A 13,224-nucleotide genomic window follows, 5' to 3' on the forward strand; every position below is an offset into this window, starting at 1 on the left:
GGGGGTCCTGCGTGCTGCCCACAACCCGACCGCACGCCTCTCGCCTAGTCATACGCCGCCTCCGTCACCCACCGGTCCCCCTCGCACCGCATCAGCCACGCCCGCCCGTCGGCCCCGACCACCTGGAAGCGGGCGACCAGCCCACGACCCTCGGTGGTCGAGCCTGCCGAAACCTCCCACCACTGTTCGTCGACCGGCCACGGCCCGGCCCAGGCATCGACCGGCTGCCAGCCCGGCCGGCCCCCGGACACGGTGAACCGCGCGGGCTCGCAGGTCACCGCGCCGCGCTCGGTGACGGCGACCGGCTGCCCGGCGGAGCCGACGACGGCGGCCGGACGGGGCTCGGCGAAGACCCGCGTCGGTGCCGGGGCCGGCACCTGACCGGGCCAGGGCAGACCGGGTGGTCGCAGCCCGGCGGGACGCTCGCCCCACGGCACCAGCGCCTGCCGGTCGGCCGGAGTGCGGCCGCCCTGGCGCACCGGCACCACCACGGCGTCGTAGCCGAGCATCGCCTGCACCCGGGCGACCCCGCGGTCGACCCGGTCGTCGTTGTCGCCGCCCCAGAGCCCGTCGGCGTGGGCGGCGGCCGGCTCGACGGTCTCCGGGACGAACCGCACCAGCCCGACCGGAGCGCCCACGGTGACACCCTCGGGCGTGGCCTGGAGCTGCCAGTGCACCCGGTCGACGAGGTCGGCAACCGAGAACCACCGCGAGTGCACCCACGTGCGCGAGGAGAGCAGCGACCGGCGGGCGTCGTCGCCCTCGGCCTCGACCCGCACCGCCGTGCAGACCAGCCCCCGGTCGCCGAGGGCCGCGACGAAGTCCTCCGCCGTCCGCCGCACGCTGAAGCAGACCGCCTCGACCGAGGCGAGCGCTGGCTCGAAGGGGACCTCGCGGACCAGGTCGGGCGGGGGCGTGCGGGTGGCGGGCTCGACCGGGTCGACGCCGCGGACGAGACGGTGCACCTTGGCGCCGTACGCACCGAAGCGGGTGAGCACGTCGCGCGCCGGAAGGGCAGCCAGGTCGCCGAGGTGGCGCAGGCCGAGCCGCTGGAGCAGTCCGACCAGGTCGGCGTCGTCGAGCACCTCGATCGGCAGCTCACGGAGGAACGCCGCGGAGCCGCCCTCGTCGACGACCCGCCAGCCCTGGACGTCGGCGAGCCGGGCCGCCTGCTCGGCGGAGAAGAGGTCGTCGGCGATGCCGATGCGGCAGTCCCAGACTCCGGTCTCGACGAGGCGCTCGGCGATGATCGCGGCGGCGTGCTCCTCGCCGCCGTAGAAGCGGCCGGGCGCCCTGATCGCGAGCAGCCCGGGGCGCAGCGGCGCGACCCCGGGCCGCAGCGCCTCGACGGCGGCGAGCACCGGCTCGAAGGCACGTGCGTCGCGGTCGGGGTTGTCGGGCAGCAGCACCAGCTCGGGGCAGCGCGCCTGTGCGTCGCGGCGGCGCATGCCGCGGCGTACACCCTCGGCACGGGCGGCGTGGTTGCAGGCGACCACGGCACTACGGGTCAGCACGGCCGCCGGCACCTGCACGGCAGGGAGGGCGGCGAGGGCGGGCAGCCGGCCCGGATCGGCCTCCGCCAGCGCGGCGACCACGGGCCAGTCGGGACACCAGACAACGAGCACGCGACTCATGCCAGCGCCTCGCCGAGGACGGGCGGTGCGGTCTCCTCGGCCCGGACGATCGGCTCTCCCTGGCCGGGCAGCCAGAGCTCGGCGTGACGGGGCGGCGCCGCCCCACGACGTACGTCGACCAGGACCCGACGGCTGCGCAGCCGGCCGTGGCCGTGGTCGGCGCCCGTCCAGCTCGACCCCCGCAACGACAGCGTGGCCTCCGCCCCGGGCCACGGCCCCCAGCTGACCAGCGCCGCCGAGCGCTTGCGCAGCCGGGCCGCGACCCGGCTCGCCGACCGGGCGCTCACCACCTCGGGCGGACGCAGCACGACCAGCGTCACCACGTCGACGAGCGCCGAGGTCACCTCGAGCCAGAGCTCACCGGGGTCGGGCACGAGCACGGTGCGGGCGAGGTCGACGCCCATCTCGGCGGCCGCCTCGGCACCGAAGTCGTCGGCCCCGACCACGGCCGCCCAGGCCCCGGACTGTGACGGCCCGGCGAGGAGCGCCAGCGCCAGGCTCGCGCTGTCGACCTGGTAGCAGCCCCCGGTGCGCAGCTGGACGAGGTCGGCCAGCGCAGGGTGGGTCGCGATCGGGAGGCGAGCCACGCCGTCCTGCATCCCGTGGATCCGGTCACGCAGCCGCGCGACGGTGGCCGAGGCGCTCTCACCGAGCGGCTGCTCACCTGCCAGCGCGAGTCCGGAACCCATCTGTCCATGATCGAACACATGTTCGATCGCGTCAATTGGTTCGGCCCGACACTCCTCGGGGTACCTGCCCGCATATGACCGGTTACGTCCTGGCCTTCGGGCTGGCCCTGCTCCTGGCCGTCCTGACCTCGGGACTGGCCTCGCGCAGCCCGCTGTCCACGACCACGGTCTTCCTCGCCGCCGGCCTGGTCGCCGGGCCCCTCGGCCTCGACATCATCCACGCCTCCCGCGGCACCGTCGCCGAGATCTCCGAGGTGGCGCTCTTCGCGATCCTCTTCGTCGACGGGCAGGACGCGCCGCTCTCGGTCCTCCGCCGGCACTGGCGGCTCACCAGCCGGGCGCTGTTCGTCGGGATGCCCCTGACCATGGTGCTGATCGCGGCCGCGGCGCACTGGGTCGCCGGCCTGCCCTGGCTGGCCGCGCTGGCCCTCGGCGCCGTGCTCGCCCCGACCGACCCGGTCTTCGCGTCCTCGCTGGTCGGGCGCAACGACGTACCCCGCCCGGTCCGCCACCTGCTCAACATCGAGAGCGGCGTCAACGACGGGCTCGCCCTGCCCGCCGTGCTCCTGCTGATCGGCCTGGCCGGCGGCACGTCCGGGCAGTCCACCGAACCACTGCCCCTGCTCCTGGAGCTCCTCGGCGGTGTGGCGCTGGGCATCGCGCTGCCGCTCACGATCTCCCTCCTCCTGCGGCTGCGTCATGTCGGCGCCACGTCCCGACTGCGACCGCTCGGCCCCTTCGCCGTCGCCGTCGTCCTCTTCGGGCTCTGCCAGCTGACCCACGCCAACCCGTTCCTCGCCGCCTTCGTGGCCGGCTCCGTGATCTCGACCGTCCAGCACGAGGCGTCGGAGGCGTTCCGGCACACCGGTGAGCTCGCCAGCGAGATGGTCAAGGGCGCCGCCCTGCTCGCCTTCGCCACCCTCCTGAAGCCGGGGCTGTTCGTCGCCGCGGGGTGGGCCGGACTCCTGTTCGCGATCCTCGTGATCGTCGTGACGAGGCCGGTGCCGGTGATGGCCGTGCTCGTGCGCACCTCGATGTCCGCGCGTCAGCGGCTGTCCGTCGCGTGGTTCGGGCCGAAGGGCTTCGCCAGCGTCGTGTACGCCGCGATGGTCGCGTTCAGCGACATGGACGCGGCCGAGGAGGTGCTCGCCCTGGCGGCCATCACCGTCCTGGTCTCGGCGGCGGCGCACAGCAGCACCGACCTCTTCGTCGCCCAGCGGCTCAGCGCCGAGCAGCAGCGGCTCGACCCGGAGTCCCCTGCCCTCGACGTCGAGAGCGTCGAGGGCTGAGCTCGTGGCCACCGGCATGCGGCATGATGACGGCGTGAGCTCCGCGACCGACGGCGGGCCGGTGGGCACCGTCCGGCTGCGCCCCCTCACCGCCCGCTCCGCGATCCTCAGCATGCTGCTCGGCGCGCACCCGCCGTCCGCCACGGTCGGCGAGCTGGTCGCGTTCGGCCGTCACGTCGACCTCAACGACTCCGCCGTACGCGCCGCGCTGACCCGCATGGTCGCGGCCGGCGACCTGTACCGCGAGCAGGGCGTCTACACGTTGTCGGACCGCCTCGTCGAGCGCCAGCGCCGCCAGGACGAGGCGATGAAGGTGTCCACCCGCGACTGGAACGGCGTGTGGCGGGTCGCCGCAGTCACCTCCTCCGGCAAGGACCCGGCCAGCCGCCTGCACCTGCGCCGGACGATGGTCGGCGCCCACTTCGCCGAGCTGCGCGAGGGACTCTGGATGCGGCCCGACAACCTGGACTGGGAGCCGGCCCCGGAGATCGCCGACGACCTCGAGCTGATGCGCGCCCGCCCCGACCACCGCGCGGACGTCCTCGCCCACGAGCTCTTCGCCCCGCACCGATGGGCCGCCACCGGCCGCGACCTCCTGGTGCACGCCGAGCGCGCGACCACCCCCCACGACCGCCTCACGGCGGTGGCGACCATCGTCCGCCACCTGACCCACGACCCGCTGCTCCCCCAGGAGCTGCTCCCCGCCGACTGGCCCGGCGGCGCCCTGCGCCGCACCTACGACGCCTTCCGCCAGGAGCTGGAGGAACGGCGGCGCAGCGGGTTCTAGGGGCGTCGGGTCCGACTTCTGCTGAGCGGAAACAGGGCCGCACGGGACGACATCCGCGCGAGTACGCTCCGACGCATGGCAGCGCGTACGCTCCCGCCCTTCCGTGCCGACCACGTCGGCAGCCTGCTCCGACCGCCGGCGCTGCTCGACGCGCGGGCCCGTCACCGGGCCGGAGATCTCGACGACGCCGGGTTGCGGGAGGCCGAGGACGCGGCGATCCGCGACGTGGTGGCGCTCCAGCGCGACGCAGGCGTCCGCACCGCGACCGACGGCGAGTTCCGTCGCACGTCGTGGCACATGGACTTCATCTACCAGCTCGAGGGCGTCGACCCGACCGACCAGAAGCTGGCGGTGCACTTCCACAACAAGGCCGGTGACCTCGACTTCGAGACCGCGGCACTGAGCGTCCACGACCGGGTGGGACTCGGGCACACGATCTTCGGTGATGCCTTCGAGTTCCTGTCGGGAGTGACGGCCGGCGACCAGGTGCCGAAGCTGACCATCCCCTCGCCGAACATGGTCCACTACCGCGGCGGCCGGGCGGCGATCGACGCGTCGGTCTACGCCGACCTCGAGCCGTTCTGGGCGGACCTCACCGCGGCGTACGCAGAGGAGGTCCGCCGTCTCGGGGAGCTCGGCTGCACCTACCTCCAGCTCGACGACACCAGCCTGGCCTACCTCAACGACCCGGAGCAGCGCGCGATGGTCGCGGCCCAGGGCGGGGACCCCGAGCACCTGCACGAGCAGTACGTCGCGAACGTCAACGCCGCCATCGCGGGCCGCCCGGAGGGCATGCGGGTCACCACGCACATGTGCCGCGGCAACTTCCGGTCGTCGTGGGCGGCCGAGGGTGGCTACGACTTCGTGGCCGAGGTGCTCTTCTCGCAGCTCGACGTGGACGGCTTCTTCCTCGAGTACGACGACGAGCGGTCCGGCGGTTTCGAGCCGCTGCGGTTCGTCCCCGAGGGCAAGCAGGTCGTGCTCGGCCTGGTGACGACCAAGACCGGCGAGCTCGAGGACAAGGACACGCTGAAGCGGCGCATCGACGAGGCGTCCAAGTACGTCCCGCTCGAGCAGCTCTGCCTCTCGCCGCAGTGCGGGTTCTCCTCCACCGTCGAGGGCAACGAGCTGACCGAAGAGCAGGAGCGAGCCAAGCTACGGCTGGTCGTCGAGACCGCCGAGGAAGTCTGGGGGTAGGTCATGGCACTACTGGAGGGCGTCGCGTGGGAGGGCAAGGTCTTCAAGGGCGGCGCGTGGACGGACGGCCGCGGCGGCACGTACGCCGTGGTGGAGCCGGCGACGGGCAGCGAGCTCGGGAAGATGGGCAACGCCGACGCCGAGGACGTCGCGGAGGCCGCTGCCTCGGCCGCCGAGGCACAGAAGGAGTGGGCCGCGCAGCCGCACACGGTGCGCGCCGCGGTGCTCCGCAAGGCCGGTGACCTGTGGGCCGAGCACGCCGACGAGATCCGCGACTGGAACGTCCGCGAGGTCGGCGCGATCCCGCCGATGGCGGACTTCGCCATGCACGTGGCGGCCGAGGAGTGCTACCAGGCCGCGTCGCTGCCCGGGCAGCCGATCGGGCAGGTGCTCCCGAGCGAGCAGCCCCGGCTGTCGATGGCGCGCCAGGTGCCGGCCGGCGTGGTCGCGGTCATCTCGCCGTTCAACGTCCCGATCATCCTGGGCATCCGGTCGGTGGCTCCCGCGCTCGCACTCGGCAACGCGGTGATCCTCAAGCCCGACCCGCGCACGGCGGTGACCGGCGGCACGATCATGGCGCGGATCTTCGAGGAGGCCGGGCTGCCCGCCGGCGTGCTCCAGATGCTGCCGGGTGGCAAGGACGTCGGCGAGGCGATGGTGACCGACCCGCACGTCAGGGTCATCTCGTTCACCGGGTCGACCGCGGTGGGCCGCTCGATCGGCGAGCTCGCCGGGCGGCACCTGAAGCGGGCGCACCTCGAGCTGGGCGGCAACTCCGCGCTGCTGATCCTCGACGACGCGGACGTCGAGAAGGCAGTCGGGCTCACCGGCTGGGCGTCGTTCCTCAACCAGGGCCAGATCTGCATGACGACGGGCCGCTACTTCGTCGCGGACGGCATCTACGACGACTTCGTCGACCAGCTGGCCGCCAAGGCCGGCCACCTGCCCGTCGGCGACCCGGCCACGGAGCAGGTCGCGCTGGGCCCGGTGATCGACGAGCAGTCGCGGGACAAGATCCACGGCCTGGTCACTGCGACCGTGGACCAGGGCGCCCGGCTGGCCGCCGGCGGGGAGTACGACCGGCTCTTCTACCGGCCGACCGTGCTCGCCGACGTACCACTGACCTCGCCGGCGTTCACCACCGAGATCTTCGGCCCGGTCGCCCCGGTCACCCGCGTGTCGGGCGTCGACGAGGCCGTGCGGCTCGCGTCGGAGAGCGACTACGGGCTCTCGCTCGGCATCGTCACCCGCGACGTGATGCGCGGCCTGGCGCTGGCCGAGCAGATCCCGACCGGCATCGTGCACATCAACGACCAGACCGTGAACGACGAGGCGAACGTCCCCTTCGGCGGCGTCGGCGCCTCCGGGCTGGGCCGGCTCGGCGGCGCGGCCGCGAACATCGAGGCGTTCACCGAGACCCGCTGGATCACGATGCGAGGGGAGCCGGCGAGCTACCCGTTCTGAGCCACGTCGTACGACCCGGTCAGAAGCCCCAGCCGACGAGGTGCCAGGCAGCGAGCTGTGCAGCCAGGGCGACCAGCGTGACGGCAAGAGCTGCGTCGTGGGCGCGGACGCGCTGCGTCCACCAGTGCCGGACGGCGCCGACGGTCAGGAGGCCGGCGAGCGCAACGGCCAGGGCCAGCTCCAGCAGCGGAAGGTGGAGGGCCAGGCGGAAGCCGAGCGGGAATCCGAACTGACCGAGGAACCCGACCTCGACGAGGGCGGGCAGCAACCGGATCGCCACGACGACGGCGAGCGCGACCACGGCTGCCGTGGTCGCCACGGTGGCGACGTGACGGCGTCCGAGGCGACCCTCGATCGGCGGGTCGGCTGTCGTGGTCCGGCCGGCGCGGACCCGTCGCCGCCACACGAAGGGCGCCACCAGGAGCCAGCCCGCGGCTGCGGTCGCGGCGACCGCCAGCAACGCCCATTGCCAGGTGAGCGGGCCGTTCGTGACCGGGTGGAGGTGCAGGCCCCGCCACTGCCGCGATCCCGCGCGCAGGTCGAGGGTCTCGCCGTCGTCGGCGATGAACAGGCCCGGGCGGACCTCCGTCAGCCGGTGCCGCACGATCGTCCCGTCCTCACCGGCGTCGAAGTGCGGCACGCCGTACTGGACGTAGAACCGCGACGGCGGGTCGGTGGGGTCCATCGCGCCGCGTCGCCCGGCGCGGTAGTACTCCGGGTACGCCGCCCAGCGCTCGGCCTGCTGCCGCGAGTAGGGCACGGCGAGGTCGTCGACCAGCGCAGGCAGGAGGGGCGGCGCCACGAACCGGCCGTCGGGCTCCGGGACGTCCTCGCGCGCCGGCAACGCGAGGAGGCGATCGTGGTAGACGCTGCGCGGCTCCGTCACCAGGTCGTGGAGCAGCCCCAGGGCGATCGTGCTCTGCAGGTCGTGGTCGTCGGCGTTGGTCAGCACGACCACGCCGAGCTGGAGATCGGGGACCCAGTACATGTCCGACAGGAACCCGTTGCCGCCTCCGCCGTGGGAGAAGAGGTCGAGGTACCCGCCCTGACGCCACACCGACCGCGCGACACCCAGGGCGTATCCGGCCGGCGCACCGGCACGCGGTGCCGGCACCGTGCGCATCTGCTCCATCAGCGTCCGGTCGAGCAGCGCGCGTCCGTCCACCGTGCCGGCGCCCAGCTGGAAGCGCAGGAACCGGGCGAGGTCGGCCGCGCTCGCCCACAGGCCACCGGCGCCCATCATCGGGCTGTCCACGGGCGGCCTCACGGAGCCCGAGTGACCGATCGCCCGGTTGTCGGCGGCGTGCACGCGGGCTCGGTCGAAGGTGCTGCGGCCCATGCCGAGCGGCGCCAGCAGGGAGTCGTGCACGACGTCGGGGAACGGCTTGTCCGAGACCTGCTCGAGGATGCTGGCCGCGAGGTCGAACCCGAGGTTGGAGTACGCGTAGCCGGTGCCCACCGGGAACCGCAGCCAGGTGACGGAGATGCTGCGCACGTGCGCGCGGAAGGCGTGCGCCTCCGGCTCGTAGTTGTTGCCCACCGGCGCCTCGTGGGTGAAGCCCGCCGTGCAGCCGAGCAGCATCCGCAGCGTGATCCGCCGCTCGGGGTGCGCCTCGAAGGCGCTGTGCACGGTGAAGTCCGGGAGGTACGTCGTGATCGGCACGTCGAGGTCGAGACGACCGGCCTCGACGGCCTGCATCACCGCGGTGGCGGTGAACACCTTCGACATCGACTGCACGCTGAAGATCGTGTCGGCCGTGACCGGCGTACCGCCGTGGCGCTCCGTGGTGCCGAAGCCCTGTTGCCAGACCACACCGTCGCCGTCGACCACCGCCAGCGACAGCCCGGGCACGTTCGCCTCGTCCATGAGGTGGGGGATCGTGCTCCGGTACCTCGCGATGACGGCATCGACGCCGCTGTCCTCTCGTGGCGGCGCGGTGCGCACAGGCGCCGCTGCCGACGTCATCGTCAGGAGGGCGCTCACAGCGCCGGCGAGCGCGGCACCCACCGACCACCGCCTGGACACCACCACCTCCGGAGGAACGACGGGCGAGGGGCACGGCCCAGGGCAGAGGGCCCACCCCCTCTCCCTCCACTGTCCACAGCGCCGGAGGTTTCCCCCAGAGGACTTGGTCCTGAGGCACGTGCCGGATGCGGGAGGAACAGGGGCGGCGTGACCGCTCGGTCATGGACGACATCCGGTACTTGATTTAACAAGGTAGTGGGCATAGCCTGTATTCATGGCCGAGCACACCCACGACCCGCAGCTGCTGAAGGGAGTGCTGTCCGTCCTGCTGCTGCACCTCCTGGCCGAGGAGGAGTCCTACGGGTACGACGTCGTCAGGCGGCTGCACGACGTGGGACTCACCGACGTGCTCGACGGAACCGTCTATCCCGCCCTCGCTCGACTCGAGCGCGAGGGCAGGATCTCCGCACGACTGGTGGCATCGACCTCGGGGCCGGCGCGCAAGTACTACCGCCCGACGGCAGCCGGCTACGCCGCCCTGGCCGAGGGCATCGCGCAATGGAAAGCCCTCGTCGACGTCGTCGGCCGGCGCCTCGCCCAGCCCCTCGATCCCCCTTCCGCGAAAGGCAGTTGAGATGAACGCGAACCTGTCCCCGCTCGACCGGCTGCGCATCGAACGGTTGGTGTGGAGCCTCGACCAGCAGCTCTACGACCTCCCCCGCGCCAGTCGCATCTCGACCCGCAGGGAGGTGCGGACGAACCTGACCGACGCGGCTCGAGAGGTCGGGGTCAGCCAGGCGATCCGCAACGTGGGGAGCAGTCGCGAGCTCGCCGAGGGTTACCTCACCGCGCGCTTCGGCGACGGCCCCCGTCATTCGTGGCTCGCGGCCGGCGTGTTCCTGATGACCGCGATGCTGCTCACCACGTCCTTCCTCACCGAGATCGTCCTCGCCTACGCACGTGGTGTCTCGGATGCCGATCCGCACGCGACCGGCACGTTCAGCTACGACGGGCTCCGGTACTTCCAGACTCAGGTGACCTACACGTTCACCGACGGCAGCGAGACCCACGTCGGAGGAAGCTTCGGCATCGCCACCTGGGTGCTGCTGCTCGTCGGCACGATCTTCGTCGGTCGGCTCTGGCGGGCGATCCCGGCGTTCCGGCAACGCTGAGCGCCCGTTCCGGCGGGAGCGACGCGAGCCGACGCTCTATCGTCGACAGCACGCTCGCGCGACGCCGTCACTCAGGAGGTACGCCGTGCCCGAGACCACGTGCCACATGTCCATGTCGCTCGACGGCTTCGTCGCCGGGCCGGACCAGACCCGTGAGGACCCGCTCGGGAAGCGCGGCATGCAGCTGCACGCCTGGCACCTGGGGGATCCACGGGCGACCGCGGCCGACGAGCGCGCGAGCGACTGGCTCATGCGCCCGCGGGGCGCGTACGTCATGGGTCGCAACATGTTCGGCCCGATCCGCGGCGACTGGGACGAGGAGTGGACCGGCTGGTGGGGACCGGAGCCGCCGTACCACGCGCCGGTGTTCGTGCTGACCCATCACCCGCACGACCCGATCCCGATGGACGGCGGGACGACGTTCCACTTCGTCACCGACGGGTTCGACGCGGCGTACTCGGCGGCGCGTGAGGCTGCCGGTGACGCGGGGGTGGACATCGCGGGCGGCGCGTCGACGGTGCGCCAGGCGCTGGTCGCCGGGGTGATCGACGAGCTGACGCTCGACGTCGCGCCGGTCCTGCTCGGCTCGGGCGAGCGCATCTTCGACGGGGTCGAGTCCTTCGGCTTCGAGCCGGTCGAGGTCCTGCACTCGCCGCTCGCCACGCACATCCGCTACCGCCGCGTCGGCTGACTGCACAGGCGTCGACGGGGTACCTGCTCACCATGAGCCTTCATCCCGACGAGCCGAACGAGGGCCCGCTCATCGAGCCCGACCAGGACCCGATCCCGCCCGGAGACGATCCCGCGGACGACCCGAGTCCCGAGCCCGACCTGGGCTGACCGGCCCGAACGCCCGGACTCCGCGTCCGCGGCGTCAGTGTCCGTGGCTGACCTTCGCCAGGGCTGCCGCGATCACCGCCGCCGTCGGTTCCGGGGCCTCGTCCGGCAGCAGGAACACGGAGCCCGGGATCGTCACCAGCGTGACGTTGGCGGCGGCCTCGAGCGTGGCGCGTTCGGCGTCGGTGAGCCCACCGTCGCCCTTCTCGGCGTGGACCACCCACACGGGGCTGCCCGAGGCGGCGAGCTCCTCGGCGTAGCTCCGCTCGGCGGCGATGTAGTCGAGGTACTCCGCACACAGCCGGACGGCGTCGGCGGTCCGGTTCTGCTTCAGGTCCTCGATCAGCTCCCGTTTGTGCGGCTGCGGGATGCGGGCAGACCTGACCATCACCGGCATGAGCGTGAGCAGGATCGCCATCGGCCAGCGGCCGACTCGCTGCGACATCCGCACGATCGCACGGAAGAACCCGGCTTCTCCCTCGGTCGACAGGCTGATCCCGAGCAGCACGACGGGGCCGCGGAACTCGCCACTCAGCAGCATCTCCAGAGCAACGCTGGCGCCATGGGAGAAGCCCACGACCACGTCGCAGTGCTGCTCCCTCGCCAGCGCCCCGGCGGCTCTGGCCAGTCCGGGAACCGACACGTCCCCGGTCAACGGCGCGCCTGCCATGCCGGGCATCGTGGTGGCGACCAGGCGAGCTCCGGACAGCGCACCCTCAGCCATCACCAGGTCGTAGGACCGGGCCGCATTGGCTCCTCCCGGAAGGAGCAGGACCGATCGACTTGCTTCCTCTGGTCCCGAGGTCAGAACTTCCCACGCTGCTCTCATGGCTGCCTCCGTACGCGCCGTCTCCCCTCTGCCTCACGCTAGGACGGGGAAGGCCAGGACGGAACGGCCGAGCGGTGACGAACCGGTGACGCCTCGGGCCTAGGAGTAGCGGTGACTCTTGGCAGCGTGCCCCTGCTCGCGCGTGCACGTGCGGCCGTTCATCGAACGGTGGCCGCACAGCCCGTCGGAGGACGCCGGTGGAGCGTCGGGACGAGCCGCCTCGGTCTTCTCCGCCCGCACCGCAGGCCTCGTCGCGGACCTCGCCGCGGTCGTGCCGGTGGTCGACGCAGCCGCCCTCTCGTTGTACCGGGCCTCGCGCATCGCCCGCATCGCCGCTTCCTTGCTCATTGCGCATTCACCCGGCGAACTCTAGGTGTGCGCACCGACAGGTTCCCGCAGGCGCGGTGACGGAGCAGCCGGGAACATCCCGGACGTCGCCCGACTTGGGACCAGGAGAGACCGTACGCCGACGCAGGGAGAGCACGTGACCGACAAGATCGCCGCCGCATCCGGGACCTTCACGCTGGGCGGTGACCTGCCCGTCGTACGCCTGGGCTACGGCACGATGCAGCTGACCGGCGACGGGGTCTGGGGCCCGCCGCGCGACCACGACGAGGCGATCCGCGTGCTGCGTCGGGCGGTCGACCTCGGCATCACGTTCTTCGACACCGCCGACTCCTACGGCCCGTACGTCGCCGAGGACCTGCTCCGCGAGGCGCTGCACCCGTACGCCGACGAGGTGGTGATCGCGACCAAGGCGGGCCTGACCCGACAGGGTCCCGGCCGATGGACGCCGCTGGGCCAGCCGGCGTACCTGCGCCAGGAGGTGGAGATGAGCCTGCGTCGCCTCGGGCTCGAGCGGATCGACCTCTTCCAGCTCCACCGGATCGATCCGGCGTACCCGCTGGCCGACCAGGTCGGTGAGCTGAAGGCGCTCCAGGACGAGGGCAAGATCCGCCACATCGGGCTCTCCGAGGTGTCCGTCGAGCAGCTGCAGGCTGCCCAGCAGACGGCGGGGATCGTCTCGGTGCAGAACCTCTACAACCTCGCCGACCGCAGCGCCGAGGCCCTGCTCGACCACTGCACCGAGCACGGCATCGGGTTCATCCCGTGGTTCCCGCTGGCCACCGGGGAGCTCTCCCGCGAGGACGGGCCGCTGGCGGCTGCGGCCGAGGAGCACGACGCGACGCCGTCGCAGCTCGCGCTCGCCTGGCTGCTGCAGCGCTCGCCGGTGATGCTGCCGATCCCGGGCACCTCCAGCGTCGAGCACCTCGAGTCCAACACGGCCGCGGCCGCGATCGACCTCAACGCCGACGAGCTCGCGGCGCTGACCGCCGCAGCCTGAACCCGGAGGTCGGGC

13 protein-coding genes are annotated in these 13,224 nt (G+C 72.7%); 8 read left to right on the plus strand and 5 right to left on the minus strand.

Translation table 11 applies throughout. The features are described 5' to 3' along the window. Positions 1 to 44 precede the first annotated feature (44 nt). Together EFL26_RS03395 and EFL26_RS03400 are read right to left on the minus strand one after the other, a co-directional pair. Positions 45 to 1,634 (minus strand): DNA polymerase Y family protein, encoded by a 1,590-nt coding sequence (locus tag EFL26_RS03395; protein WP_123221488.1) that lies wholly within the window; start codon positions 1,632 to 1,634, stop codon positions 45 to 47. After that, a complete protein-coding gene (locus EFL26_RS03400; protein ID WP_123221489.1) occupies positions 1,631 to 2,323 on the minus strand; it encodes a hypothetical protein in 693 nt (230 codons plus the stop codon). Before EFL26_RS03400 ends, EFL26_RS03395 begins: the two co-directional genes overlap by 4 nt. A gap of 74 nt (positions 2,324 to 2,397) precedes the next feature. On the opposite strand from EFL26_RS03400, the gene EFL26_RS03405 reads away from it, so the two are divergent. The 4 genes from EFL26_RS03405 to EFL26_RS03420 all read left to right on the plus strand — a co-directional run bounded on the left by EFL26_RS03405 (position 2,398) and on the right by EFL26_RS03420 (position 7,060). Next, positions 2,398 to 3,612: a cation:proton antiporter domain-containing protein gene (locus tag EFL26_RS03405; protein ID WP_123221490.1), complete on the plus strand. Its 1,215-nt coding sequence runs from the start codon at positions 2,398 to 2,400 to the stop codon at positions 3,610 to 3,612. 34 nt (positions 3,613 to 3,646) lie between these two features. Continuing rightward, on the plus strand, positions 3,647 to 4,399 hold the full coding sequence (locus tag EFL26_RS03410; RefSeq protein ID WP_221176829.1) for a PaaX family transcriptional regulator C-terminal domain-containing protein: 753 nt from the start codon (positions 3,647 to 3,649) through the stop codon (positions 4,397 to 4,399). Between the two features lie 75 nt (positions 4,400 to 4,474). Continuing rightward, a complete protein-coding gene (locus EFL26_RS03415; protein ID WP_123221491.1) occupies positions 4,475 to 5,596 on the plus strand; it encodes a 5-methyltetrahydropteroyltriglutamate--homocysteine S-methyltransferase in 1,122 nt (373 codons plus the stop codon). Between the two features lie 3 nt (positions 5,597 to 5,599). Then, positions 5,600 to 7,060, plus strand: a complete 1,461-nt coding sequence (locus EFL26_RS03420) for an aldehyde dehydrogenase family protein (RefSeq protein WP_123221492.1) — start codon at positions 5,600 to 5,602, stop codon at positions 7,058 to 7,060. 19 nt (positions 7,061 to 7,079) lie between these two features. Here the strand turns inward: EFL26_RS03420 and EFL26_RS03425 are convergent, their stop codons facing one another. Then, positions 7,080 to 9,026, minus strand: coding sequence for a serine hydrolase domain-containing protein (locus tag EFL26_RS03425; RefSeq protein ID WP_281273674.1), 1,947 nt, complete (start codon positions 9,024 to 9,026; stop codon positions 7,080 to 7,082). Between the two features lie 274 nt (positions 9,027 to 9,300). Between EFL26_RS03425 and EFL26_RS03430 the strand changes: the two genes are divergently transcribed. The 3 genes from EFL26_RS03430 (at position 9,301) to EFL26_RS03440 (ending at position 10,889) form a co-directional block, all read left to right on the plus strand. Beyond that, positions 9,301 to 9,660 (plus strand): PadR family transcriptional regulator, encoded by a 360-nt coding sequence (locus EFL26_RS03430; RefSeq protein ID WP_183408007.1) that lies wholly within the window; start codon positions 9,301 to 9,303, stop codon positions 9,658 to 9,660. 1 nt (position 9,661) lies between these two features. After that, positions 9,662 to 10,198, plus strand: coding sequence for a hypothetical protein (locus EFL26_RS03435; RefSeq protein WP_123221494.1), 537 nt, complete (start codon positions 9,662 to 9,664; stop codon positions 10,196 to 10,198). An 85-nt stretch (positions 10,199 to 10,283) separates the two neighbouring features. Continuing rightward, positions 10,284 to 10,889 carry a dihydrofolate reductase family protein gene (locus EFL26_RS03440; RefSeq protein ID WP_123221495.1) on the plus strand — a complete coding sequence of 202 codons (606 nt, stop codon included), beginning with the start codon at positions 10,284 to 10,286 and terminating at the stop codon, positions 10,887 to 10,889. A 183-nt stretch (positions 10,890 to 11,072) separates the two neighbouring features. Here EFL26_RS03440 and EFL26_RS03445 read toward each other — a convergent pair whose 3' ends face one another. Together EFL26_RS03445 and EFL26_RS23830 are read right to left on the minus strand one after the other, a co-directional pair. Continuing rightward, positions 11,073 to 11,864, minus strand: a complete 792-nt coding sequence (locus EFL26_RS03445) for an alpha/beta fold hydrolase (protein WP_123221496.1) — start codon at positions 11,862 to 11,864, stop codon at positions 11,073 to 11,075. 99 nt (positions 11,865 to 11,963) lie between these two features. Continuing rightward, on the minus strand, positions 11,964 to 12,212 hold the full coding sequence (locus tag EFL26_RS23830) for a hypothetical protein (protein ID WP_148046617.1): 249 nt from the start codon (positions 12,210 to 12,212) through the stop codon (positions 11,964 to 11,966). Between the two features lie 136 nt (positions 12,213 to 12,348). On the opposite strand from EFL26_RS23830, the gene EFL26_RS03455 reads away from it, so the two are divergent. Next, positions 12,349 to 13,209, plus strand: coding sequence for an aldo/keto reductase (locus EFL26_RS03455; RefSeq protein ID WP_123221498.1), 861 nt, complete (start codon positions 12,349 to 12,351; stop codon positions 13,207 to 13,209). Positions 13,210 to 13,224: the final 15 nt, after the last annotated feature.

This window comes from Nocardioides pocheonensis (assembly GCF_003725535.1).
GTDB lineage: Bacteria > Actinomycetota > Actinomycetes > Propionibacteriales > Nocardioidaceae > Marmoricola > Marmoricola pocheonensis.

What these genes read in the sequence shown, in the direction of transcription:
- EFL26_RS03395 (WP_123221488.1), bottom strand. Translation starts at nt 1,634, where the DNA reads ATGAGTCGCGTGCTCGTTGTCTGGTGTCCCGACTGGCCCGTGGTCGCC.
- EFL26_RS03400 (WP_123221489.1), bottom strand. Translation starts at nt 2,323, where the DNA reads ATGGGTTCCGGACTCGCGCTGGCAGGTGAGCAGCCGCTCGGTGAGAGC.
- EFL26_RS03405 (WP_123221490.1), top strand. Translation starts at nt 2,398, where the DNA reads ATGACCGGTTACGTCCTGGCCTTCGGGCTGGCCCTGCTCCTGGCCGTC.
- EFL26_RS03415 (WP_123221491.1), top strand. Translation starts at nt 4,475, where the DNA reads ATGGCAGCGCGTACGCTCCCGCCCTTCCGTGCCGACCACGTCGGCAGC.
- EFL26_RS03420 (WP_123221492.1), top strand. Translation starts at nt 5,600, where the DNA reads ATGGCACTACTGGAGGGCGTCGCGTGGGAGGGCAAGGTCTTCAAGGGC.
- EFL26_RS03425 (WP_281273674.1), bottom strand. Translation starts at nt 9,026, where the DNA reads ATGACGTCGGCAGCGGCGCCTGTGCGCACCGCGCCGCCACGAGAGGAC.
- EFL26_RS03430 (WP_183408007.1), top strand. Translation starts at nt 9,301, where the DNA reads ATGGCCGAGCACACCCACGACCCGCAGCTGCTGAAGGGAGTGCTGTCC.
- EFL26_RS03435 (WP_123221494.1), top strand. Translation starts at nt 9,662, where the DNA reads ATGAACGCGAACCTGTCCCCGCTCGACCGGCTGCGCATCGAACGGTTG.
- EFL26_RS03445 (WP_123221496.1), bottom strand. Translation starts at nt 11,864, where the DNA reads ATGAGAGCAGCGTGGGAAGTTCTGACCTCGGGACCAGAGGAAGCAAGT.
- EFL26_RS23830 (WP_148046617.1), bottom strand. Translation starts at nt 12,212, where the DNA reads ATGAGCAAGGAAGCGGCGATGCGGGCGATGCGCGAGGCCCGGTACAAC.